Origin of the sequence: Vagococcus sp. CY52-2 (assembly GCF_022655055.1) — a bacterium.
Taxonomy (GTDB): domain Bacteria; phylum Bacillota; class Bacilli; order Lactobacillales; family Vagococcaceae; genus Vagococcus.
Genome location: NZ_CP093384.1, coordinates 1,318,694 through 1,344,834, shown reverse-complemented (window position 1 = coordinate 1,344,834; position 26,141 = coordinate 1,318,694). Strand labels below are relative to the sequence as shown.

At 34.0% G+C, this 26,141-nt stretch carries 21 protein-coding genes and 1 pseudogene; 14 read left to right on the top strand and 8 right to left on the bottom strand.

Features of this window, described 5'->3' with window-relative positions:
* Positions 1 to 95: 95 nt before the first annotated feature.
* The 5 genes from MN187_RS06635 to MN187_RS06615 all read right to left on the bottom strand — a co-directional run bounded on the left by MN187_RS06635 (position 96) and on the right by MN187_RS06615 (position 5,223).
* Positions 96 to 950, bottom strand: coding sequence for a DegV family protein (locus MN187_RS06635; RefSeq protein WP_117973050.1), 855 nt, complete (start codon positions 948 to 950; stop codon positions 96 to 98).
* Positions 943 to 1,485, bottom strand: a complete 543-nt coding sequence (locus tag MN187_RS06630; protein WP_117973049.1) for a DUF1836 domain-containing protein — start codon at positions 1,483 to 1,485, stop codon at positions 943 to 945. Before MN187_RS06630 ends, MN187_RS06635 begins: the two co-directional genes overlap by 8 nt.
* A gap of 90 nt (positions 1,486 to 1,575) precedes the next feature.
* The gene (locus MN187_RS06625; protein WP_242093659.1) at positions 1,576 to 3,489 is read right to left on the bottom strand and encodes a heavy metal translocating P-type ATPase; all 1,914 of its coding nucleotides are present in this window, start codon (positions 3,487 to 3,489) and stop codon (positions 1,576 to 1,578) included.
* 146 nt (positions 3,490 to 3,635) lie between these two features.
* Entirely contained in the window at positions 3,636 to 4,469 is an 834-nt protein-coding gene (locus MN187_RS06620) for an undecaprenyl-diphosphate phosphatase (RefSeq protein ID WP_117973047.1), read from the bottom strand.
* Between the two features lie 124 nt (positions 4,470 to 4,593).
* Positions 4,594 to 5,223, bottom strand: coding sequence for an MBL fold metallo-hydrolase (locus tag MN187_RS06615; protein WP_117973046.1), 630 nt, complete (start codon positions 5,221 to 5,223; stop codon positions 4,594 to 4,596).
* A 130-nt stretch (positions 5,224 to 5,353) separates the two neighbouring features.
* On the opposite strand from MN187_RS06615, the gene MN187_RS06610 reads away from it, so the two are divergent.
* Complete coding sequence (locus MN187_RS06610; protein WP_147340778.1) at positions 5,354 to 6,688, top strand: hypothetical protein; 1,335 nt, start codon at positions 5,354 to 5,356, stop codon at positions 6,686 to 6,688.
* 4 nt (positions 6,689 to 6,692) lie between these two features.
* Here the strand turns inward: MN187_RS06610 and MN187_RS06605 are convergent, their stop codons facing one another.
* Positions 6,693 to 7,262, bottom strand: coding sequence for a DUF308 domain-containing protein (locus MN187_RS06605; protein ID WP_117973044.1), 570 nt, complete (start codon positions 7,260 to 7,262; stop codon positions 6,693 to 6,695).
* Between the two features lie 74 nt (positions 7,263 to 7,336).
* Positions 7,337 to 7,957, bottom strand: coding sequence for a histidine phosphatase family protein (locus MN187_RS06600; protein ID WP_117973043.1), 621 nt, complete (start codon positions 7,955 to 7,957; stop codon positions 7,337 to 7,339).
* A gap of 275 nt (positions 7,958 to 8,232) precedes the next feature.
* On the opposite strand from MN187_RS06600, the gene rpsB reads away from it, so the two are divergent.
* From rpsB to MN187_RS06535, 13 genes are all read left to right on the top strand, one after another.
* On the top strand, positions 8,233 to 9,018 hold the full coding sequence (rpsB, locus tag MN187_RS06595) for a 30S ribosomal protein S2 (protein ID WP_117973042.1): 786 nt from the start codon (positions 8,233 to 8,235) through the stop codon (positions 9,016 to 9,018).
* 123 nt (positions 9,019 to 9,141) lie between these two features.
* Positions 9,142 to 10,023: a translation elongation factor Ts gene (gene tsf, locus MN187_RS06590; protein ID WP_117973041.1), complete on the top strand. Its 882-nt coding sequence runs from the start codon at positions 9,142 to 9,144 to the stop codon at positions 10,021 to 10,023.
* Between the two features lie 118 nt (positions 10,024 to 10,141).
* Complete coding sequence (pyrH, locus tag MN187_RS06585) at positions 10,142 to 10,864, top strand: UMP kinase (RefSeq protein ID WP_117973040.1); 723 nt, start codon at positions 10,142 to 10,144, stop codon at positions 10,862 to 10,864.
* Between the two features lie 3 nt (positions 10,865 to 10,867).
* Entirely contained in the window at positions 10,868 to 11,425 is a 558-nt protein-coding gene (gene frr / locus MN187_RS06580) for a ribosome recycling factor (RefSeq protein ID WP_117973039.1), read from the top strand.
* Between the two features lie 158 nt (positions 11,426 to 11,583).
* Positions 11,584 to 12,387, top strand: a complete 804-nt coding sequence (gene uppS, locus MN187_RS06575) for an undecaprenyl pyrophosphate synthase (RefSeq protein WP_242093657.1) — start codon at positions 11,584 to 11,586, stop codon at positions 12,385 to 12,387.
* Positions 12,384 to 13,172, top strand: a complete 789-nt coding sequence (locus MN187_RS06570) for a phosphatidate cytidylyltransferase (protein ID WP_242093655.1) — start codon at positions 12,384 to 12,386, stop codon at positions 13,170 to 13,172. Before uppS ends, MN187_RS06570 begins: the two co-directional genes overlap by 4 nt.
* A gap of 34 nt (positions 13,173 to 13,206) precedes the next feature.
* The gene (rseP, locus tag MN187_RS06565; RefSeq protein WP_117973036.1) at positions 13,207 to 14,487 is read left to right on the top strand and encodes an RIP metalloprotease RseP; all 1,281 of its coding nucleotides are present in this window, start codon (positions 13,207 to 13,209) and stop codon (positions 14,485 to 14,487) included.
* 24 nt (positions 14,488 to 14,511) lie between these two features.
* A complete protein-coding gene (locus tag MN187_RS06560) occupies positions 14,512 to 16,212 on the top strand; it encodes a proline--tRNA ligase (RefSeq protein ID WP_117973035.1) in 1,701 nt (566 codons plus the stop codon).
* A 78-nt stretch (positions 16,213 to 16,290) separates the two neighbouring features.
* Positions 16,291 to 20,622 (top strand): PolC-type DNA polymerase III, encoded by a 4,332-nt coding sequence (locus MN187_RS06555; protein WP_242093653.1) that lies wholly within the window; start codon positions 16,291 to 16,293, stop codon positions 20,620 to 20,622.
* 20 nt (positions 20,623 to 20,642) lie between these two features.
* On the top strand, positions 20,643 to 21,635 hold the full coding sequence (gene galE, locus MN187_RS06550; RefSeq protein ID WP_242093651.1) for a UDP-glucose 4-epimerase GalE: 993 nt from the start codon (positions 20,643 to 20,645) through the stop codon (positions 21,633 to 21,635).
* Positions 21,636 to 21,726: 91 nt separating this feature from the next.
* Positions 21,727 to 23,340, top strand: a complete 1,614-nt coding sequence (locus tag MN187_RS06545; protein ID WP_242093649.1) for a type I restriction-modification system subunit M — start codon at positions 21,727 to 21,729, stop codon at positions 23,338 to 23,340.
* Entirely contained in the window at positions 23,330 to 24,577 is a 1,248-nt protein-coding gene (locus MN187_RS06540) for a restriction endonuclease subunit S (RefSeq protein WP_242093647.1), read from the top strand. The genes MN187_RS06545 and MN187_RS06540 overlap by 11 nt, the downstream gene beginning before the upstream one ends.
* An 89-nt stretch (positions 24,578 to 24,666) precedes the next feature.
* Positions 24,667 to 25,587, top strand: a complete 921-nt coding sequence (locus tag MN187_RS06535) for a site-specific integrase (protein WP_242093644.1) — start codon at positions 24,667 to 24,669, stop codon at positions 25,585 to 25,587.
* Here the strand turns inward: MN187_RS06535 and MN187_RS06530 are convergent.
* Positions 25,587 to 26,120: pseudogene (locus MN187_RS06530) on the bottom strand (restriction endonuclease subunit S); the annotation flags it as partial. The gene MN187_RS06535 and the pseudogene MN187_RS06530 sit on opposite strands and share 1 nt — an antisense overlap.
* Between the last annotated feature and the right edge of the window lie 21 nt (positions 26,121 to 26,141).

Here is a 26,141-nt window from a genome sequence, read left to right as displayed (position 1 = left end):
CCGACATAGAGTTTACATTGATAAATCATATGTAATCAACATTCTCATTATACAGAAACCATAATCAGTTTGCAATAAATTAATTGCAATGTTTCTTAATTTAAATCTAAAATAGTGACACCAATGACGTCTGGACCAGTGTGAACCCCTAATACAGGACTGACGTCATTAAAATAAATAACTGTAGCATGTGGTAATTTTTCCTCAATTGTTTTTTTGACAAGTTCAGCTTCCTCTTGACAGGTTCCATATGCAATGCCTATGCGGTAGTCTGTACTATTTTCACCAAAAGCGACTAATTGGTCAATCATTTTTTGTAAACTTTTTTTTCTACCACGAGCTTTTGTCACCGTATAGTAAATCCCTTCATCATTACATGAAATCACTGGGTTAAGGTTTAAAGCTGTCCCTAAAATAGAAGTAACTAAACCAATTCTTCCACCTTTTTTTAAATATTCAAGAGTCGGAATACTAAAAAAGATCCGACCTTTTTTAGGTAACAATTCTCCAATTTCAACAAGAGAATCAAATGAATAGTGTTTGTCAATTAATTCTTTTAAGTAAGCAGCTTGTATCCCACCACCAATACCAATACTTTTCGTATCAATAATGTGAGAGGTGATATCTTCATGACCATTTAATAATAATCTTAATGCATTGTGAGTCCCACTTAAGCCACTAGAAATAGATACAGCTAATATGTGTGTGTATCCTTCATTTTTTATTTGCTGAATAGTATTTTCAATAATTTCAAGTGAGGGAAGAGACGTTGTGGGGATTTCTTGATCTAATCGGTCATAAATTTCAGCGGCTGTGATATCGATTTTATCCAAGAAGCTCCCATTTGAATAATTAATACTTAAAGGAACAATAAATACACCATCTAGTGCTGCGATTTCTGGTGGTAAGTCCATTCCGGAATCAACAAATAATGCCATTTTTTCAGTCATGTTGTGATACCATCTCCTTATTGTTTATCATATTTAGCGTAGATGTGAGGGCGCATTCTGTAAATAATTTACTCACAATTGTAATACATGCCCAACGTATAGGGGCGATATCTGTTTCGGGATTATTAAATACAATTGTTTCTCCCTGTGTTGAAAAAGCATGAAGTGATTCATGAAGATACTGACAAAATAAATTGTAAGCATCTTTTGAATTAGTATTTTCAGTTTGTAAATCAATGCTTTGTTGAATAGAAGGAATATCAAATACTTGTTTTAAAATAGTAATTACAATAATCCTTGCAATATGTTTTCGACTATATCTTTTTTTGATTGGTTTAGGGATTAACTTTAATTTAACGTAATTATTTACCATTGAGGGGGTTAATGGCTTAAAAGGTATGCCATTTTCAGATAAAGGTTGTAAATATCGATCAATAATAGTAACTAATTGGTCCATATAAACATCAATATCTGGTAATTCATCCCATACAGGTAGAGAAAAATCTGTTAAATCATCCGTAATAGAATTAATCAATATTAAAAACTCCTTTATCTAGTTTTTAAAACTATATCATAAAGTTTTCTAAATGACAATGAAAAAATCTTGGACAATTTGTCCAAGATTTTAGTTAGCTGTCTTTGTTTTGGGTTGAGTATAGAAAGTTTTTTTTTCTTTTTTGATTGGTTTTAACAGTCTCAAACCATTTAATATGACTAAAATGGTACTCCCTTCATGTCCAATAACACCTAATGGAAGGTTAATGACTTGTAAGAAATTTGAGATAATCAATAAAACAATCATAGAAATAGAAAAGATGATATTTTCAGTCACAATTTTTTTTAGTTTTAGAGACATTTCGTGACTCATCGCCAATTTATTTAAATCATTTTGCATTAATACAATATCAGCAACATCAATAGCAATGTCAGTTCCTTGCCCCATAGCAACACCAATCGTTGCATTTGCCAATGCTGGAGCATCATTTATTCCATCACCAATCATAGCGTTGGTTCCAACTTTATCTTTTTGTTCTTTAATAAAAATCGTTTTATCTTCGGGTAGACAGTCAGCTATTACATGATCCACGCCAACTATTTGAGCGACAGCATTGGCTGTTTGGTGATGATCACCTGTTAACATAGTAGTTGTAATACCAACTTTTTTAAAATAGTTAACACATTCAATCGCTTCAGGTTTTGGTACGTCAAGTAATCCAAAGAACGCCACTACTTGATTATTTTTAGATAGATAAATGACTGTCTTTCCTTCTTGCTGTAATTGCAATGTTTTTTCCAGCGTTTTATTATCAAGGTGTTTATTTGTCACAAAATCACTGTTTCCAACTTTCCATAAAGTGTCTTCTTCAGTTGCTTGCATACCTGATCCTGTAATTTCTTCTACAATAAGTGTATCGTTAATAGATACTTTTGAATCTTGATAGAATCTCACAATAGCATTGGCTAAAGGATGAGTAGAATTTTTTTCAATGGTCACTAAAGCTGAAATGGCTTTATCGCATTGGGTTTCAATAAATATTTCATCTGTTACAACAGGAATTCCTTTTGTAAGAGTTCCTGTTTTATCAAAGGTAATAGCTTTTAAATCAGAGAGTGATTCTAAAAAGACGCCACCTTTAAAAAGAACGCCATTTTTTGCCCCGTTAGAAATAGCAGCTAGAGTAGCAGGTGTAGCTGAGGCAACAAGAGCGCAAGGAGAGGCGACAACTAATAGAACCATCCCACGATAGAAACTCTCATTCCAAGTCCAACCTAAAACGAAATAAGGAAGGAAAATCATTAGTGGGACAATAACCAATACAACTTTAACATAGGTATTTTCAAATCGATCTAAGAAACTCGCTGTTTTTGAAGGCGTGTTTTGTGCCTCATCAACTAATTGAATGATTTTACTAAACAAGGTATCTTTAGCTTCTTTGGTTACTATCATCGAGATAGCATTTCCTACATTAATTGTCCCAGCAAATAAAGCATCATGATGTAATTTTTCGACTGGAATAGATTCGCCTGTAATGGCGGCTTCATCAACGGAAGAGTGATCACTTAATAATTCTCCATCAATTGGGACACTTGATCCTTTAGGAACAAGCAATGTATCACCAATTTTTAGCTCTGCAACAGGAACTTCTTTTGTTGTATTATCAGCTAATAATAAAAAGGCATTTTCCGGCTGAATAGCCATTAGGTTTTCAATTTCTTTTTTACTTTTACTTGTTGTGTATTCTTCTAATGAACCACTTAATGAAAAAATAAATGTTAACATAATTCCTTCAAAATAAAATTGAATTGTGCAGGCACCAATAGCAGCTAGAGCCATTAATAAATCGACACTTAAATGTTTATTCTCAATTGTGTCCTCGATTCCTTCTTTTGTCTGTGAAAATCCACCGATAATCATTCCGATAATATAAATAATAGGAGCAAAATTCATGTGATTTTTGTCTACAATAAAACCTAATAACATAAGGGTACCACAGACGATTGTGGCAAGCATTTGTTTGTTTTCTTTAATATAAGTCATTTGTATTACCTCCTTATGAACTAAGTGTAACACAAAAAAATCTAGATTAGAATAGTTATAATCTAGATGGGATTGATAGTCGTTATCAATGAGAATGATTATAAAAAAAAGAAGCGATGAATCGCTTCTTAAACGGTTTTTATTGATTATAATGTTGTTAACCAGTAAATGAGAATGATGGTTCCCAAAATAATTCGATACCAACCAAAAACTTTGAAATCATGTTTTTTGATGTAACCCATCAAGAACTTGATCGCTAATATTGAAACGACAAATGAAACAATTGTGCCAATTGATAATAAGATGATTTCAGGAGAACCAAACGAATTTCCTTTTAATAAGAACTTCAAAATCTTAACCCCACTAGCTCCAAACATGACAGGAATTCCTAAAAAGAAAGTAAATTCTGCTGCTACATAACGTGAACAGCCAATAATTATTGCCCCAATAATAGTAGCACCTGAACGAGATGTTCCAGGTATTAATGACAGCACTTGGAATAAACCAATAATGAAGGCAGTTTTATAAGTTAGTTGATTAAGCGTTGTTGTGGTTGGTTTAATGGTTTTATTTCTATTTTCAACAATAATAAATAGTACACCATAAAGAATTAACATCATCGCAACAGGGACAAACTTATGAAAATGTTCCTCTAAAAAATCATCAAACAAAATTCCTAAGACACCTGCTGGAATACATGCAACCACTACTTTGAACCATAAAGACCAAGTATCTTTTTTTTCAATATCAGATTTATTTCTAGCAAATGGGTTTAATTTATTGAAATAAAGAACCACTACGGCGAGAATTGCTCCTAGTTGAATGACGACATTAAACATTTCTTTAAAGTCATTTGAAGCATCAAGCTTTAAAAATTGGTCTACTAAAATCAAATGACCAGTGCTACTGATTGGCAGCCATTCTGTAATCCCCTCAACAATCCCTAAAAAGATCACTTTTAATATATTATAAAAATCCATTCTTAATAGTCTCCTTTTTCCTTTTTATCACAATTAAGTATACATTATCTTTTTTTAAAACCAAATCTTTTTTCGAAAAAAAACCCCTTAGAAAAATTTAATTATCTAAGGAGTTAAAAGCTCTTTAATTAAAAAATGGATTTTCGCGTTTTTCACGACCAATACTTGTTACGGGGCCATGACCTGAATAGGCTTTGAATTCATCTGGCAGAGTAAATAATTCAGCTTTTATACCAGAAAGCAAGGTTTGTGAATCGCCAAAAGGTAAGTCAGTTCGTCCGACACTACCTCTAAATAGAGCATCACCACAAACAACAAAATCATCAAAAATAAAGCTAACACTACCTGGTGAGTGTCCAGGTGTTGGAACGACTTTAAATGTCATGTCACCAATAGTGTATGTATCATAGTTTTTAAATTCAAATTCAGCTTCTCTAGCAGTTACATCAGCCATATCATCATGACGAGCTAGACCTGATAAGTTTAATTGTGGATCAGTCAGCCATGATTGTTCAATTGGACTAATATATACAGGAATATTGTATCTATCTCTGATTTCATCTACCGCACCAATGTGATCATAGTGAGCATGTGTAATAAGAATAGCTTCAGGTTTTACATTGAGTTCATCTATGGCAGATTCGATTTTTTTTGCCTCGTCACCTGGATCGACTATCAGTAATGATTGATTATTATAAATTAAGTAGCAATTTTCTTGGATTGCACCTGTTGGAATTTGTTTAATTGTTAGCACTTGAATTCCTCCTTTGAGTATAAATGTATTATAACGAAAAAAAGGATATTTCTAAAGTATAAAGAATTTTGTTAAGAAGAAAAAAATATTGTAAACTAAGTAGGGAAAGAGAGGTGCTGTGGTGGAGACCGTGAAAAAGAAGTTTGAATCATTACAGTTTATTCCTTTTGTATTGGTTAACGGAATGAACTTATTTCCAATATTTATTTTGGTCCATATTTTTTTACAAAATAATCATGAATTTCGTTATTTATTACCCTTACTATTCTTTTATTGCTTTAAATCAACTATTTTGTTTTTAATTCGTTTAAAAACATTGCCTATGCGACGCTTATTATTTGTAGCAATTGGACTAGGTATTTTAGGTTGTGGGTTTGGGTTATTGCTGAATCAATCGATTGCGTTTGGTTGGATTGCTGGAGGGTTATTGGGTATTTGTTCAGGTTTAATGTTTCCAAGCTATATGACAGTTATGTTTCATGAGAGAACACTGAATGATTTTAATAATAAAGAAAGCAACCAATTATATTCATTAGGTTTTGCCATTATTTTTTCAACTATATTGTTTAAGTTGATTGATGCATCAATAGTAGGAACCTTTTTATTTTTAGGATTAAATTTATTGTTGTTAGCTAGTGTTTTATCAACTTATCCAACCTATACAATAGATGAAACGATTCCTTATCCAAATTATTCAACTATTGAAACACTTGTTTTATTTTTTGTTGGATTTTTTAGTGTGTTTATCATAAAAGGGGATAAAAAATTAGGTGTGAGTCATTTTTTATTAACACTGATGATTATAATGGCTATACTGTTGGTTATTTACTTTATTTACTATAAAAAAATTACGCGTCAACGTCAATTTAGACCGCTAGAAAGTGCTATGATGTTATATAAAGGTATGTTGACTAATTTTATTTTAGTGTTTTGCACATTGTATCAAATGATTAATCATGGAAAATCTTCATTAATGATAATATATAGTTTGTATTTAACTTCCATTATTATCTCTCCAATGATGGCAAAAAAAATACAGAATAAAGAGAAAATTATTTTTTATGGCTTGATGTTCGGCTTTTTATTATTGATAACGCACGAATTATTTTATGTAGGAGTGTTTACTTTAAGTGTGATTACCTCTATTTATAATCAGCAATTAAATCAAGCGGTTTATCATTATCCAGTTTTGCCAAGAGATTTTCGGTTAATTGCCAAATATCGCTTAGGAAATATTGGGAGCATTTTACATCAATTACTTATGATGTCAACGTTATTTATCGTAACAAAGTATGCACATAATGTATCGTTAGATAATATTCTTCGAAGCTATACTTTTAAACAAATTGATACAAATGCTATATCAGTATTAGATATGAGTAAATATGCCTTATTAGGCTGTTTTGCCATTATTTTGATAATATTGAAAAATAGACAAAAAAAAGAAGCTGTCTTTTCAAAATAAAAGATTAGCTTCTTTTTTTTATAATTTGATAATTTTCCCAAAGAAGAATTCCCCCAGAGAGAAAATAATAGACGATGGCAAACATTAAAGGATTAATGAATGGAATAAACGATTGGAATATTAATATAACACCGCATAAGACGGAGATCCCTTGTATGATCCTGAAAGTGATAAGAAGTTGTGATTCATTGATAAATTCCAATTCACTCAAAATAATTTGTGGGATATAATCCCAAATAAACCAAAGACCACAAATGACACAAAGTGCATTATTTGTTGCTGAAAAATTAAAGATAATAGAAAGACCAACAATGACACTGACAATTCCTGAGATGAGATAAATAATATGCCATGTTTCTTTTGGCTCCAATCGAATGTTTGTCGAATAATAATTGAAGTTTAAAAAACCTTTTAAAATAGCGACAAGTCCCATGATAATACTAAACTGTTTGATTTGTGAATCAAGATGGAAAACCATAATAAATCCAAAAATCATCATCAATCCACCCATTAAAAATGAATGCCACTCTATTTTCTTTGCATACTTTAAAAGTGTGTTGCTAAATTGCTTCATTTTTATAACACTCCTTAATTTAATCGAACTTTTTCATTTTAACATGAAATAAAGGAGCTGAGTAGATAAAAAGATTAAAGAGTATGAGTTAAATCATTATAGCGTGTCACGGAAAATTCTTCAGCATTTTTTGCTTCAATAATAGAAATACTTGTATTTCCTAAAAGTTCACCGTTTCTAATGTCACTAATGGGTAACCCTTGAAAATGCTTAAGTAATGTTTGAAGTGTTAATCCATGAGAAACAACTAAAATAGTGTCATTGGGATATTTAGTAGCATATTCTTTAAAAACAGATTTTGTTCGATTTAATAGTGTCTCAAAATCTTCTCCACCAAATTCACTTGGATCATAAAGATGAGGGCGATATTTTAAATGCTCAAATTGAGTCTGACCTTCATAGCTTTTTTCAAGGGTACCATCCCAAGTACCAAATTTCATTTCCCGTATATCTTCAACCGTTTCTTTTATTGGATTAGAGGAGTGAGTAGATAAAAAGGCTCTCGCGGTATCTTGTGCACGTTTTTGAGGAGAGATAATCACACGATCAAAAGACACATCTTGCAAATAGTTTCCAGCTTTTTTGGCTGTTTCAATCCCTTCATCAAGCAGTGGTGAATCAACCAGCCCCCCTTGAAAAATACCTGCTTGATTAAATTCAGTTTTCCCATGTCTCATGCAGTAAAAAGTTGTCATGTAGTAAATTGCCTCCTATATAATAGTAATTTAAGTATACAAGAAAAGTAGAGTATAGTAAAAAAGAAAAATAAAAAGTCTCTGATATAAAAAATTAGTGAAAAATGTTTGATTTTCTTATATGGCTGTTATATACTAACAAAGGTGCTACTGTAAGGTAGGATCAAATCCACATTTTCAGCTGATTTTTTGTGAGGTGCTTAAATACTTTAAGTCCACAAGAAAAGTGAGGCTGTTAAGAGGGAAAATAAAAACCACATTGGAGGAAACAAAAAATGGCAGTAATTAGCATGAAACAGTTACTTGAAGCTGGTGTACATTTTGGGCACCAAACTCGTCGCTGGAACCCAAAAATGAAGAAATATATCTTCACAGAAAGAAATGGTATTTATATCATTGATTTACAAAAAACAGTTCGCTTAGTAGATGATGCTTATAACTATATGAGAAACATCGCTGAAGAAGGCGGAATTGCTTTATTTGTAGGAACTAAAAAACAAGCTCAAGAAGCGATTAAAGACGAAGCAATTCGTTCAGGTCAATTCTACGTTAACCATCGTTGGTTAGGTGGAACATTGACTAACTGGGATACAATCCAAAAACGTATTGCACGTTTGAAACAAATCACAACTATGGAAGAAGACGGTGTTTTTGAAGTCTTACCTAAAAAAGAAGTTGCTGGTTTAATGAAAGAACGTGAAAGATTAGAAAAATTCTTAGGTGGTATCGCTGATATGCCAAGAATTCCTGATGTTATGTTTATCGTTGACCCACGTAAAGAACGTATTGCCGTTCAAGAAGCTCATAAATTAAATATTCCAATCGTTGCTATGGTTGATACTAACTGTGATCCAGATGAGATCGATGTTGTTATCCCATCAAACGATGATGCAATTCGTGCGGTTAAATTAATTTCTGGAAAAATGGCTGATGCATTCATCGAAGGTCGCCAAGGCGAAGATGAAATTGTAGAAGAAGTCTTTACAGAAGAAGTTGTTTCTGAGGAAGCTCCATCAATCGAAGAAATCGTTGAAGTGGTTGAAGGAAGTAACGCTGAATAATAAATAAATTAAAGCTGTCTAGGGCTGCTGGCAAAGGTGAACAAAGTAGCCAATGGTTTTGTCAATTGTCTTAGATGGCTTTTTCATTAAAATAATACACAAACACTTGGGAGGAAACAATAAATGGGTAAAATTAGTGCTTCTATGGTAAAAGAATTACGCGAACGTACTGGTGTCGGTATGATGGACGCTAAACGTGCGTTAGTTGAAGTTGAAGGTAAAATGGAAGAAGCAATCGATTTGTTAAGAGAAAAAGGAATGGCAAAAGCTGGTAAGAAAAATGATCGTATCGCTGCTGAAGGTTTAGCAAATGTATACGTTAATGGAAATACAGCTGCTATCGTTGAAGTTAACTCTGAAACAGATTTCGTTGCTAAAAACGAAAAATTCCAAGACTTAGTAAAAAATATTGCTAAATTAGTTGCTGAAAACAAACCAGCTAACATGGAAGAAGCTTTAAAAATTAAAACAGAAACAGGTACAATTGAGTCTGACGTGATTGAAGCAACTCAAGTTATTGGAGAAAAAATCAGCTTCCGTCGTTTTGAAATCTTAGAAAAAGACGATAACGCTGCATTTGGTGGATACTTACACATGGGTGGACGTATTGCCGTATTAACAGTTATTAATGGAACAACAGATGAAGTCGTAGCGAAAGATGTTGCAATGCATGTTGCAGCTATTAATCCTCGTTACGTATCTCAAGACCAAGTATCTCAAGATGAACTAGATCATGAGAAAAAAGTATTAACAGAGCAAGCTTTAAATGAAGGTAAACCAGAAAAAATCGTTGAAAAAATGGTTATTGGTCGTATGAATAAATTCTTAGCTGAAATTTGTTTAGTAGACCAACCATTCGTTAAAGATCCAGATATGACTGTTGAAAAATTTGTTGCATCTAAAGGTGGAACAGTGAAAGAATTCGTACGTTTTGAAGTTGGAGAAGGTATGGAAAAACGTGAAGAAAACTTTGCTGATGAAGTTGCAAGTCAAATGGGTAAATAGTTAATCATCGGGAACGCATTTATTGTTGTTATGATATATGCGCTCCTTTTTTTTGAAAAAATTACTGTATAAAGTGGTTTGTATAGTAAGACTAAAGGATAAAAGCGGAGGCATAAAAATGGTAGAACCCACATATCGTAGAGTATTATTAAAAGTTAGTGGCGAAGCATTAGCTGGAGAAAAAGGATTTGGCATTAATCCAAGTGTTGTCAATGGCTTAGTGAAAGAAATTAAAGAAATTCACGATCTTGGAATAGAAGTGGCTATAGTTGTTGGTGGTGGAAATATTTGGCGCGGTAATATTGGTGCTGAAATGGGAATGGAACGTTCTCAAGCAGATTACATGGGAATGCTTGCTACTGTAATGAATGGACTAGCACTACAAGATACACTTGAAAACTTGGGTGTACCAACCCGCGTCCAAACATCAATTGAAATGAGACAAATTGCTGAGCCGTATATCAGACGTCGTGCTATTCGTCATTTAGAAAAACGCCGTGTTGTTATTTTTGCTGGTGGAACCGGTAATCCATATTTCACTACAGATACTACAGCAGCACTTAGAGCAGTTGAAATTGGTGCAGATGTTATTTTAATGGCTAAAAATAACGTGGATGGAGTATACTCTGCAGATCCTAAGTTAGATATGAATGCCACAAAATTTGAAGAATTAACTCATATGGAAGTTATTTCAAAAGGCTTATCAGTAATGGATTCAACAGCAAGTAGTTTAAGTATGGATAATGATATACCTTTAGTAGTTTTCAATATGAATGAACCAGGAAATATTAAACGAGTTTGTTTAGGTGAACAAATCGGAACAACTGTAAGGGGGAAATAAATTATGAGTCAAACTATTTTAAATGATGCAAAAGAAAAGATGAAAAAATCTGAGGAAAGTTTACGTCGTGAATTAGGGCAAATTAGAGCAGGTCGTGCTAACGCTAGTTTGTTAGAACGTATTACAGTAGACTACTACGGAGTACCAACACCACTAAATCAGTTGTCTTCTATTACCATTCCAGAAGCGCGTGTATTAATGATTACGCCTTTCGATAAATCTGCAATGGAAAACATTGAAAAAGCTATTCTAGCAAGTGATATTGGTATTTCACCAACTAATGATGGAACAGTTATTCGTTTGGTTATCCCTCAATTAACAGAAGAACGTCGTAAAGATATTGCGAAAGAAGTGGGCAAACAAGGTGAAAATGCTAAGATTGCTATTCGTAATATCCGTCGTGATGCGATTGATGAATTGAAAAAATTAGAAAAAAACAAAGAAATTTCTGAAGATGAGTTACGTGGATTTGAAAAAGATGTTCAATCATTGACTGATGCTAGTGCAAAAAATATTGAAGCCATTGTTAGTGAAAAAGAAAAAGAAATTTTAGATGTTTAACGAATAAAATAAAGCCACGAAGAGATTCGTGGCTTGTTTTTTTATAATTTCTTTTAAAAAAAGTAGGATTATCCTTTTTTTTATAGGTTTTTCTAGTCCCATTTGCTACAATAAGGTGAGTGCATGTTTATGCTCAAGTCTTTTGAGGGGGCTTTTTTATGTTTAATATATTTACAAAGCAAACGAAGAAAAAATTAGGAGAAGAAAAAACGATAAACTTTTCCAAAGATGGAGATATTCCCAAGCATATAGCAATTATAATGGACGGTAATGGACGGTGGGCGCAAAAAAGACGTCTTCCACGTATTGCTGGACATAAGGAAGGGATGAATAATGTTAAAAAAATAACGACTTATGCAAGCAAATTAGGAGTTAAAGTATTAACATTATACGCTTTCTCGACGGAAAATTGGAAGCGTCCATCAAATGAAGTCGATTTTTTAATGAAATTACCAGTTGATTTCTTTGATGTCTTTGTACCAGAGTTGATTAAAGAAAATGTCAAGGTCAATGTGATGGGCTTTACAGAACATTTACCAAAACACACGCAAAAAGCAGTAGAAAATGCTATTAAGGAAACAAAAAATAACACAGGCATGATATTAAACTTTGCGTTAAACTATGGTAGTCGGGCAGAAATCTTAACAGCAGTAAACGACTTGTTAAATGAAGTAAAACAAGGAAACTTCACAGAAGAAGTTGATGAGGATATGTTTTCTAATTATTTAATGACAGCAAGTTTGGGAAACGAGTTACAAGACCCAGATTTATTGATTCGAACAAGTGGGGAAGAGAGAATCAGTAATTTTTTATTATGGCAAATTGCTTATAGTGAATTATATTTTACAGAGACCTATTGGCCAGAGTTTAGTTTGGTCCACTTAGAAGAGGCCATTGGGTCTTACCAAAAACGTCAACGTCGTTTTGGGGGATTGAAAATAGAAGGAGAGGCAAGTAAATGAGACAAAGAGTGATTACAGCAGTTGTTGCATTAATTTTATTTATTCCACTAATAGTTATTGGACAAATGCCACTGCAAGTCGTGATGGCTATGTTAGGTGGGATTGCGGTTTATGAGTTATTTAGGATGAAAGGGTTAGACATTAAAACACCAGAGGGGATTTTAGCAATAGTTGGTTCCGTTGTGTTGATTTTACCACGCTCAACGTGGTATGATTTTTTACCTAAAACAGTGAATGGTAACACCTTGTTTTATTTAGTCGTGATGGCATTATTAGTTCTACCTGTTTTTCTTAAAAATGCGTTAACTTTTGATACTATTGGTTTTCCAGTATTAGTGAGTTTATATGTGGGGACTGGTTTTCAAAACTTTATTTCTGCTAGAGAAACGGGATTACATGTCTTGATGTATGCATTATTTATTGTTTGGTCTACAGATATTGGGGCTTACATGATTGGTAGAAAATATGGTAAAAGAAAATTAGCACCAGATATTTCCCCAAATAAAACCGTTGAAGGCTCTCTTGGTGGTATGTTATGTGCAGTGGTTGTGTCACTTGTTTTTACTTTAATATGGCCATTAACTTATAATGTGTTTGTGATGTTATTACTAGCTATCATTTTTTCAGTTGTCGGACAATTGGGTGATTTGGTTGAATCAGCTTATAAACGTTACTATGGTGTGAAAGACTCTGGAAATATTTTACCAGGACATGGTGGCATATTAGATCGGTTTGATAGCTTATTATTTGTCTTTCCATTGATGCATTTAGTCGGATTGTTTTAAATAGATTGATACAATAAGTAGAAGGGATGTTCTGATGAAAACATTTTTAACATTTATTTTTGTGTTTGGTTTGATTGTTCTAGTTCACGAGTTTGGTCATTTTATTTTTGCTAAACGTGGCGGCATATTGGTTCGTGAGTTTTCAATTGGCATGGGACCAAAATTATTTTATCATCGTCATAACGGAACAACGTATACTATCCGTTTACTACCAATTGGTGGGTATGTTCGAATGGCGGGTGAAGGTGAAGAGGAGGGAGAACTATCTCCTGGAATGCACTTGTCACTTGTTATAGATGAAAATGGTATTGTAACGAAAATCAACCCAACAAAAAAAGTACAATTACCTAATAGTATACCAATTGAATTGATTGCATATGATTTAGAAGATAAATTATTTATTAAAGGATATGAAAATGGGGATGAATCTGAAGAAAAGATTTTTCCAGTATCTCATGACGCAACGATTATTGAAGAAGATGGTATTGAAACACAAATTGCACCACGTGATGTTCAATTTCAATCAGCTTCTTTAGGTCGTCGAATGATGACAAATTTTGCAGGACCCATGAATAATTTCATCTTAGCTGCAGTTCTGTTTATCCTTGTAGCTTTTATGCAAGGTGGAAAATATGTTGAAGATCCATCAAATGCGATTGGTGGAGTTATCCAAAATAGTGTAGCGGATAAAGCAGGCATTAAACCGGGTGATAAAATTATTCAAGTAAATAGTAATGACACACCAAAATTTACGGATATTTCAGCAGAAATTTCTTCTAATGCTGGAAAAAAAGTGTCTTTAGTTTTAGAAAATGATAAAAATGAAAAAAGAACGGTTGAAGTCGTACCAGAAAAAAGTGAACAAAATCCTAGTGTTGGAATGATTGGGATTCAGATGAGCAATAAGTTCATGCCATTATCATTTTTTGGTAAGATCCAATATGGAGTGACACAAATGATTGCTAATTCATTAACTATTTTTAAAGCATTGGGTGATTTGATTACTGGATTTAGTATTAATAAATTAGGTGGTCCTGTCATGATTTTTAAACTATCTGAATCTGTGTCAAAAAGTGGCATCATCGCTATCTTATCCTTTACCGCGATGTTATCAGTCAATTTAGGAATTATGAACCTAATTCCATTACCAGGTCTTGATGGTGGAAAGTTAATGCTGAATTTATATGAAGGTGTTCGCGGTAAACCATTAAGTCAAGAAAAAGAAGTGATGATTACTATGGCTGGAGTGGTGATTCTAGTTGTATTAATGGTTGCTGTTACTTGGAATGATATTCAACGATTTTTTATTCAATAATATGATTAGGGGAGTTTAATAATAATGAAACAATCAAAATTTTTTATGCCAACTTTGCGTGAGGTACCAAGTGAAGCCGAGGCAATGAGTCATAAAGTGTTACTTCGTGGTGGATACATTAGACAGGTGTCAAGTGGTTATTATATTTATTTACCACTTGCTTATAAAGTGATTCAAAAAATTGAAAACATCATGCGAGAAGAATTTGCTAAAATTAATGCTAATGAGATGCTTTTACCAGCCGTTATACCAGCTGATTTATGGCGAGAAAGTGGTCGTTATGCAACATATGGCGATGCCTTGATGACGTTTACTGCAGATGGTGATAAAGAGTATCTTTTAGGACCAACACATGAAGAAACATTTACAGATTTAATTCGTAAAGATGTGAATTCTTATAAAAAATTACCACTTTATCTATACCAAATTCAATCAAAATACCGTGGGGAAAAACGTCCACGTTTTGGTCTACTACGTGGACGCGAATTTATTATGAAAGATGCGTATTCTTTCCATGCCTCAACAGAGAGTTTAGATGAAGGCTTTAATGACTTTGAAGAAGCCTATAAAAAAATATTTGACCGTTGTGGCTTAAACTACCGTATTATTATTGGTGATGGCGGTGCAATGGGAAGTAATGATTCAAAAGAATTTATGGCCATTGCTGAGATTGGTGAAGATACGATTGTTTATTCAAATGAAAGTGATTATGCAGCTAATTTAGAGATGGCGACTAGTTTTTATGCCTCTAAAAAATCTCATGAAACACCACTTGAAATGGAAAAAATTGAAACCCCAGATGTTGGAACAATTTCAGAATTATCTGACTTTCTATCTATTTCAGAAGATAAAACAGTGAAATCTTTGTTTTATATGGCTGATGGAAACCCTGTGATGATTTTACTTCGTGGTGATCATGAATTAAATGACGTAAAATTAAAAAATTATTTAAACGCTGTTAATTTAGAACCAGCAACAGATGATGAGGTAAAAGAAGTCTTAGGAGTAGAATTTGGTTCTTTAGGTCCTGTAGGATTACCTGATACGGTTGAATTACTAGCTGATTTATATGTACAAGATTTATCTAATACAGTAGTTGGGGCAAATAAAACAGGGTATCATATCAAAAATGTGAATCCAGGCCGTGACTTTGAACCAAAAGAATATTTAGATTTACGATTAGTCAAAGAAGGCGAAATTTCTCCTGATGGTCGTGGAAAATTACAATTTACACGAGGTATTGAATTAGGACATATCTTTAAACTTGGAACATTTTATTCTGAAAAAATGAAAGCAGAAGTGTTAGATGAGAATGGAAAAGCTATTCCCGTTCAAATGGGGTGTTATGGTATTGGTGTGAGTCGTTTACTTTCAGCTATTACCGAACAAATGTCTGACGAGGACGGCATCAACTGGCCAGCTGAAATTGCGCCATTTGATGTGCATATCATTCCAATTAATCCAAAAGATGAGCACCAATGGAACTTGGCTTTAGATATTGAAAAAGAATTAGAAAGCTATGGTTTAGATGTGTTACTAGATGATAGAAAAGAACGTCCAGGAGTGAAATTTAAAGATGCTGACTTAGTTGGTGCCCCATTTAGAATCACTGTTGGTAAAAAAGCAGAAGAAGAAATTATTGAAGTGAAAATCAAGAAAACACAAGATGAGTTAGAAATTCGTCGTGATGAGTTGTATGCAACGTTAAATATCTTGAATAAGTAACAATACCTTTAAGGTTCTTAGTCTTATTTACTAAGAACCTTTTTCATGTATAATGTAAAAAGGAAAGTAGGGATGACCATGAGCTTATCACCAGTAGAATTATATGCTCAATTAATAAAACAAATTGCTTTAGATGACCAATTATCCAACTATCCTCTTTTAGAAACAGGTGAAGTGAAAAAAGTCACTGTACATAAAAAAAGTCGACTATGGGAGTTTAATTTAGGGTTTCATCATATTTTACCAATGTCACATTATCAGTTGTTATCTACTCATTTAGAGACTGCTTTTAATGATATTGCGCGTACTTCATTGGTTGTATCGAGCCAAAATAAAGACTTAAATGATGATTTATTAGCAGATTATTGGTATCACGTATTAAAGGCCAATGAAGAGATGACAAATGTTGTGAAAAATTCATTGTTGCAAACACCACCATTTGTTGAAGACCAGCAGGTTATTTTATTGGTTGAAAATGAAGGGGTCGAAAAATATTTAAGTCAAAAACATTTAGGACGCCTTAGTGAGCTATATAAACGCTACGGATTTCCTGAGTTTAAATTTGTTGTTCGAATTGATGACACAAAAGAGTCAGATATTCAAAAGGCGTTTGAACAACGGCAACAAGAGCAAGCAGAAGAATTAATGAAACAAACAGCTGCAGCCATTGAAAAAAATCAACAACAAAAGAAAAAACAAGAAACGCTTGAACATGAAGGCCCAATTCAACTTGGAAGAACGATTCCAAGTAATGAGGTGATCACACGTATGGAAGACATCATTGAAGAAGAACGTCGTGTGACTATCGAAGGGTTTGTGTTTGATAAAGAAATTAGAGAATTACGTTCAGGCAGAAAGTTATTAATTGTCAAAATCACAGATTATTCATCGTCATTTGCTGTGAAGAAATTTTCTAATAATGAAAAAGACGTCGCTTTATTTGAAGCAATTAAAACCGGAAGTTGGTTAAGAGCACGAGGTAGTATCCAGGAAGACACGTTTATGCGTGATTTAGTGATGAATTGTCAAGACTTAGTTGAGGTAAAAAAAGAATTAAGAAAAGATACAGCCCCTGAAGAGGAAAAACGTGTTGAGCTTCATCTTCATACAAATATGAGTACCATGGATGCGACCAATAGTGCCACAGATTTAGTGGCTCAAGCTGGAAAATGGGGGATGCCAGGAATTGCGATTACCGACCATAGTGGCGCACAAGCGTATCCAGATGCTTATTTTGCTGGGAAAAAACATGGTGTAAAAGTGTTGTTTGGTGTGGAAGCAAACATCGTCGATGATGGTGTCCCGATTGCGTATAATCCAAAACATATTAGTTTAACAGATGCGACTTATGTTGTCTTTGACGTGGAAACAACGGGACTATCAGCGGTTTATGACACGATTATCGAGTTAGCTGCTGTGAAAATGCATAAGGGAAACATTATTGATACCTTTGAACAATTTATCGATCCAGGTCATCCATTATCTCAAACAACCATTCATCTGACGGGAATTACAGATGATATGGTAAAGGGGTCAAAATCTGAAAAAGAAGTCTTAACGCTATTTGAAGAGTTCTGCCGTGATAGTATTTTAGTTGCCCACAATGCTAGTTTTGATATGGGATTCTTGAATACTAGTTATGAAAAATACGATATGCCAGAAGCTCCTAATCCAGTCATTGATACCCTGGAACTATCACGACTACTTCATCCTGAATTAAAGTCACATCGTTTAAACCGTTTGACCAAAAAATATAACATCAACTTGGAGCAACATCACCGTGCGATTTATGACTCGGAAGCAACCGGTCATTTGTGTTGGATATTTGTCAAAAAAGCACAAGAAGAATTTGGTGTGTATTATCATGATGAGTTTAATCAACATATTGGTGAGGGAGATGCGTATAAGCGAGCACGTCCATTCCATGCAACGATTCTCGCCCAAACACAGGTAGGGTTGAAAAATTTATTTAAGTTAATCTCGATGTCAAATGTTAATTATTTTTATCGTGTACCACGTATTCCACGCTCGAAGTTATCTGAATTTCGAGAAGGATTGTTAGTGGGTTCAGCATGTAGTAATGGTGAAATTTTTGAAGCGATGATGCAAAAAGGTGTCGAAGAAGCCAAAAAGCGTGCAAAATTTTATGACTATATCGAAGTCATGCCAAAACAAGTTTATGCTCCATTGATTGAAGCAGAACTCGTTAAAAATGATGAGGACTTAGAAGACATCATGACTAATCTGGTGTCGATTGGGGACGATTTAGGTAAGATAGTGGTGGCAACAGGAAATGTTCACTATTTAAATAAAGAAGACGCTATTTATCGTAAAATTTTAATTAATTCGATGGGAGGAGCGAATCCTCTAAATCGCTATGAATTACCGGACGTACACTTTTTAACAACGAATGAAATGTTGGATGCGTTTAGTTTTTTAGGTGAAGAAAAAGCCAAAGAAATTGTGGTAGACAACACACGAAAAATTATGGATATGTGTGAAGACGTTGTACCTGTCAAACAAGAGTTATATACCCCAAAAATTGAAGGGTCAGAAGATGAGATTACGAAATTAAGTTATGATGAAGCACATCGACTTTACGGTGAGGAGTTGCCAGAAATCGTTGAGAAACGAATTGAAAAAGAGCTAAAAAGTATAAACGGGAATGGGTTCTCCGTTATTTATTTAATCTCTCAAAAGCTGGTTCATAAGAGTTTAGAAGATGGTTACTTAGTTGGGTCTCGTGGATCAGTTGGGTCAAGTTTTGTCGCAACCATGACAGGTATTACAGAAGTAAATCCACTTCCACCACATTATTTGTGTCCTGAATGTCAGTATTCAGAGTTTTTTGAAGATGGTAGTTATGGTTCAGGTTTTGACTTACCAGAAAAAGACTGTCCTAAATGTGGGGCTAAACTGTCAAAAGACGGACACGATATTCCATTTGAGACGTTCTTAGGATTCCACGGTGATAAAGTACCCGATATTGATTTGAACTTCTCAGGGACATACCAACCAGAAGCACATAATTATACGAAAGTGTTGTTTGGGGAAGATTATGTTTTCCGTGCCGGAACAATCGGTACAGTAGCTGATAAAACGGCTTATGGGTTTGTAAAAGGCTACGAACGAGACAATGATTTGAGTTTTCGTGGCGCTGAAATTGACCGTCTAGCAAAAGGATCAACAGGTGTGAAACGAACCACTGGACAGCATCCAGGGGGAATTATTGTGATTCCTGATTATATGGATGTGTATGACTTTACCCCAATCCAATACCCAGCTGATGACCAAGATTCTGAGTGGCGTACGACTCACTTTGATTTCCATTCGATTCATGATAATGTGTTAAAACTTGATATACTTGGACACGATGATCCAACAGTGATTCGTATGTTGCAGGATTTATCTGGAATTGATCCAAAAACCATTCCGGCTGATGATCCAGAAGTCATGAAGATTTTCTCTGGACCACAAGTTTTAGGTGTAGAGCCTGATCAAATTTATTCTAAAACAGGTACACTTGGTATTCCTGAGTTTGGGACAAAATTTGTTCGTGGTATGTTAGAACAAACAAAACCAACTACTTTTGCCGAGTTACTACAAATATCTGGCCTCTCACATGGTACAGACGTTTGGTTAGGTAATGCGGAAGAATTAATTCGCCAAGGAACGACCACACTGGCTGATGTGATTGGGTGTCGTGATGATATCATGGTGTATCTAATGCATGCTGGGTTAGAAGATGGCTTAGCGTTTAAGATAATGGAAAGTGTCCGTAAAGGAAAAGGAATACCAGATGAATGGCAAGTAGAGATGCGTGCGAATAATGTGCCAGAGTGGTACATTGAATCGTGTTTGAAAATCAAGTATATGTTCCCTAAAGCCCATGCCGCAGCATATGTGTTGATGGCGCTACGTGTGGCTTACTTTAAAGTGCATCATCCCATTTTTTATTATGCAGCGTATTTCTCAGTTCGTGCTAATGACTTTGATATTGTGGCAATGTCAAAAGGAAAAGACGCGGTCAAAGCACGCATGAAAGAAATCACTGATAAGGGAATGGATGCCTCAACTAAAGAGAAAAACTTATTAACCGTGTTGGAGATTGCTAACGAAATGTTAGAGCGTGGCTTTAAATTCCAAATGATTGATTTGTATAAATCAGATGCAGAAAACTTTGTAATTGATGGTGACACATTGATTGCGCCATTTCGTTCTGTTCCAAGTTTAGGATTAAACGTAGCAAAACAAATTGTGGCCGCTCGTGAAGAACAAGACTTTTTATCTAAGGAAGATTTATCTAATAGAGGAAAGGTATCTAAAACATTGATCGAATACATGACAGACAATGGTGTGTTAAAAGACTTACCAGATGAAAATCAATTGTCCTTGTTTGATATGTTATAAAAAATAGCAGGAGGATGAAAATGTCAAAAGTGTTAGTTTTAGGTGGAGCAGGTTACATTGGCTCTCATGCAGTAAAACGGTTATTGGATAGTGGCAAAGAAGTGGTTGTGGTGGATAATTTATTGACTGGACATAAAGAAGCAGTGGACGAACGTGCCACGTTTTATGAAGGAGATATTCGTGATAAAGATTTTTTAACAGGTGTTTTTGAGAAAGAAGATATTTCGCAAGTCGTTCATTTTGCTGCAAGTTCACTTGTTGGCGAATCAGTTGAAAACCCACTAAAATATTTTAATAATAATGTTTACGGCATGCAAACCTTACTTGAGGTGATGAATGAATTTGACGTGAAAGAAATTGTCTTTTCTTCAACCGCTGCGACTTACGGTGAACCTGATGTAACGCCTATTACGGAAGACACGCCAACGAATCCAACAAATCCTTACGGCGAAAGTAAATTGATGATGGAAAAAATGATGAAATGGTGTGATAAGGCATATGGTATTAAATATGTATCATTGCGTTATTTCAATGTGGCAGGTGCGATGCTTGATGCGTCAATCGGTGAAGATCACACCCCTGAAACGCATTTACTCCCAATCATTTTACAAGTGGCACTAAATCAACGTGAAAAATTAATGATTTTTGGTGATGATTATCCAACACCAGATGGCACATGCATTCGTGATTATGTGCATGTCGTAGATTTAGTTGACGCGCATATATTAGCCTTAAACTATTTATCCACACATGATGAAAGCCAAATTATTAATCTTGGTAGTAGCAATGGGTTTTCAGTAAAAGAATTGCTGACTGAAGCCATCAAAGTAACTGGAAAAGCTATTCCTTCTGAGATTGCACCAAGACGTGCAGGAGACCCGTCAATGTTAGTGGCTTCAAATGAAAAAGCGAAAACTATTTTAGGGTGGAATCCTCAATACACTGATGTGGAAACGATTATTTCCAGTGCGTGGCAATGGCATCAAAGTCACCCACATGGATACGAAAAATAGCGAGTAAATGTTAAGCCAAGGACGGTCATCGTTCTTGGCTTTTTTCTATGCTATAATAAGGAAAAAAGATGAACTTATAAGGAGACACACAATGAGTAAGCAAGAATCAAAAACGTTATACCAAGCTTTATGGAATAGTGCGGATATTCTACGTTCTAAAATGGATGCGGCAGATTATAAGGACTATTTATTAGGCTTGGTTTTTTATAAATATTTATCAGATAGAATGTTGTATAGTGCCGCTGATTTGTTGGAACAACCTGCTCACAGTCTAAAAGAAGCTCAAGCAATTTACGAAGAAGCATTTAAAGATGATGAGTTAAGAGATGATTTGATTTCTGAATTGAAATACATGTATTCCTATGCCTTAGAACCAGGTTTAACGTTTACTTCTTTAGTGGATAAAATCCATACGGGACAATTTCAATTAGAAGATTTGGCTCAAGGGTTTAGAAATATCGAGCAAAGTAGTGAGTTGTTTGTTAACTTGTTTGAAGATATTGACTTGTATTCAAAACGTTTGGGAACTACACCACAAAAACAAAATAAAACCATTTCTGAAGTGATGGTGGAGCTTGATTCATTAGATATTGCCCACGAAGGAGATGCGCTTGGAGATGCGTATGAGTATTTAATTGGTCAGTTTGCTTCTGATTCAGGAAAAAAAGCTGGGGAGTTTTATACACCACAAGCTGTTTCTACCTTAATGACTCAAATTGTCTTAAGTGGTAAAGAGGATAAACGAGGATTTAGCGTGTATGACGCAGCGATGGGATCAGGTTCTTTATTATTAAATGTTCAAAAATTTTCGAATGAACCTGGTACGATCAATTATTTTGGACAGGAATTAAAAACCTCCACCTATAATTTAGCTCGTATGAATATGATTTTACATGGTGTTGACGTGGCAAATCAGCATTTACATAATAGTGACACATTGGATGCGGATTGGCCGACAGAAGAGCCAACGAACTTTGATGCCGTACTAATGAATCCACCGTACAGTGCTAAATGGACAGCAGATAAAGGCTTTTTAGATGATCCAAGATTTGCTCCCTATGGTGTACTAGCTCCTAAATCAAAAGCAGATTTTGCCTTTTTATTACATGGTTATTATCATTTGAAAGACACAGGCGTGATGGCGATTGTGTTACCTCATGGTGTGCTATTTCGTGGTGCAGCAGAAGGAAAAATCCGTAAAATCTTATTAGAACATGGTGCAATAGACACAGTGATTGGGTTACCGGCAAACATTTTCTTTAATACAAGCATTCCAACGACTGTTATTGTATTGAAGAAAAATCGTAAAAATCGTGATGTCTTCTTTATTGATGCATCAAAAGATTTTGAAAAAGGAAAAAATCAAAACGTGTTAACCAATGATGCCATAGATAAAATTCTTCAAACTTATTTGGCACGTGAAAACGTGGATAAATACGCACAGCTTGCCACGTTTGATGAGATTACAGAAAATGATTTTAACTTAAATATTCCACGCTATGTTGATACGTTTGAAGAAGAAGAACCTATCTTACTAAAACATGTCGCGACTGAATTGACCACTGTTCAAAAAGATATTATAGAAGCTCATCAAGTACTTACAACGTTTTTAGATGATTTAGTTGCGACCACTGATGATGCAAAAGATGAATTAGATGCCTTTAAATCCATATTGACACGTGGTGGTGATAACCATGACAACTAATCATCTTGCACCAGTGATTCGTTTTAAAGATTTTACTGACGCTTGGGAACAGCGTAAGTTAGGAGAAGTTATTAATTTTTTGAATGGTAGAGCTTATAAACAAAAAGAACTTCTTGATACCGGAAAATATAGAGTATTACGAGTTGGAAATTTTAATACTAATGATAGGTGGTATTATTCCGATTTAGAACTGGATAATAATAAATATGCAGATAAAGGAGATTTGCTATATTTGTGGGCAACAAACTTTGGACCAGAAATTTGGAATGAAGAACGAGTAATATATCATTATCATATTTGGAAATTACAATTTCTTTCAAATGAAATTGATAAATTATATTTGTATACTTGGTTATTGACTGATAAAGAACGAATAAAACTAACAACTAATGGGACTACGATGGTTCATGTTACTAAAGGTGGCATGGAGCAAAGAGTATTCCAATATCCTAAAAGTATTGACGAACAAACAAAAATCGGTAGCTTCTTCAAACAACTAGATGATACTATCGCACTTCATCAGCGTGAGTTAGATTTATTGAAAGAACAGAAAAAAGGCTTTTTACAAAAAATGTTCCCTAAAAAAGATGAAGTAGTGCCTGAAATTCGTTTTAAAGGTTTTACTGACGCTTGGGAACAGCGTAAGTTTAGTGATTGTTTTAATTTTCCTGTATCCACAAACTCACTGTCTAGAGCATTGTTAAACTATGATGAGGGTGATGTTAAAAGTGTCCACTATGGTGATATATTAATCAAATATTCTACTATTCTAAATATTAAGATAGATGAAATCCCATATATTACTGATGGTAAATTAGAAAAATATAACTCCAATTTACTAAAAAATGGTGACTTAATTTTTGCAGATGCAGCTGAAGATGAAACTGTAGGAAAAGCTGTAGAAGTTAGTGGTATTACTGATGAAAATCTTGTTGCAGGATTGCATACTATTGTTGCAAGATCAAAAGAAAAAAAGGCAGAATTCTTTTTAGGATATTATATTAACTCTGATGTTTATCATAGACAGCTTTTAAGATTGATGCAAGGGTCTAAAGTATCCTCAATTAGTAAAGGAAACCTACAAAAAACAATCGTATCCTTTCCCAAAAATATGGAAGAACAATCCCAAATCGGAAACTTCTTCAAGCAACTAGACGACACTATCGCACTTCATCAGTGTGAGTTAGAAAAATTACAAGAAATGAAAAAAGCATTCCTACAAAAAATGTTTGTTTAATAAATAGTTAAAAGTAGACATACGACAAATTTTTAAATTTGTCGTATGTCTACTTTTGCTTTTTTATAACTATTTAAGGAGGAAAGAGAATGAGTAATAGAAAAGAGTTGTTGTTTCATGAATATTTCTTAGAGTGGATAGATTTATACAAAGTTGGGGCAGTAAGAGAAGTGACTTTATCAAAGTATCAAATGTCTTATACTAGGTTAAAAGAATTAGCACCTGATGTTTTGTTAAAAAATATTGATAGGAGGGAGTATCAGCGGATTTTAAATAACTATGCTGAAACACATGAGAAACAGACTACAATGGATTTTCATCATCAGTTAAAAGGGGCGTTGCTAGATGCAATGGACGAAAATCTCATTCCAACTAATCCAACTCGTAAAGTGGTCATAAAAGGTAAGATTCCCAGAAAGAAGAAAACAAAATACATTAGTCAGTTTGATTTACAGAAATTATTGGATGAATTATTTTTACCAACAGTTTTTAATCATGATTGGTTAATATTATTAATCGCTAAAACTGGATTACGATTTTCAGAAGCATTAGCTGTTACTCCTAGTGATTTTAACTTCGCTTATCAAACACTCTCTATTTCTAAAACTTGGAATTATAAGGAAGCTAATGGACACTTTCAAGAAACAAAAAATCATTCCTCAAAACGTCATATCCAATTAGATTGGAAAACAACCATGCAATTTGCTCAGATGGTTGAAGGGATGCCTAGTCATCAACCAATTTTTATTAATGGACGTGTTTTTAATTCCACAGTTAATCATCGTTTAAAAAGACTATGTGAAAAAGCAGATGTTCCTGTAATCTCTATCCATGGGTTAAGGCATACACACGCGTCGTTATTGTTATTTGCAGGTGTTTCTATTGCGAGTGTAGCAAGACGTTTAGGTCATGCTAACATGACAACAACTCAACAAATTTATTTACATATCATTCAAGAATTAGAAAATCAAGATAACGATAAAATTATGAGGTATTTATCCAACTTTTAAACCTTACGCTGATGAAGTGCGATAGTATCGTCTAGTTGTTTGAAGAAGTTACCTATTTTGGTTTGTTCTTCTAAATTAGCAAAAGCTAATTTTAAATCTCCAAATTCAGTAAAACTGATTGACTTACCATCTCTAATTCCAAACGTAACAGTTTTTAAAGATTCAATAAAAATAAATCTCTTAAAGAAAACTTTCCAAAATAGCGAATAATTATTCCTTTCTTCTAACGCATTAAAAATTGTATATGCTGGGCTAACAATACCTAGTTTATCTGATAGCTCAAAGCCTCCTTGAAAAGATCTTAAGCTAATTATAAAATCATTAGGCTTAACAACTTTATAATTATTTAAAGTATTCAAATCGTATTTTATATCTATGCCAACATCTTCCCTATAAACTACACCCATATCTTGTGTAACAGATAAGACTGGTAATTCTTTTCTATTCTTTTCTACAAGAGGTTTAAATATATCTTTTGCTTTACGCTGTTCCCAAGCGTGTGTAGAAAGAGGGAAAATGATGTATAATAAAATTACGTAAAAAGAGAGAAAGTG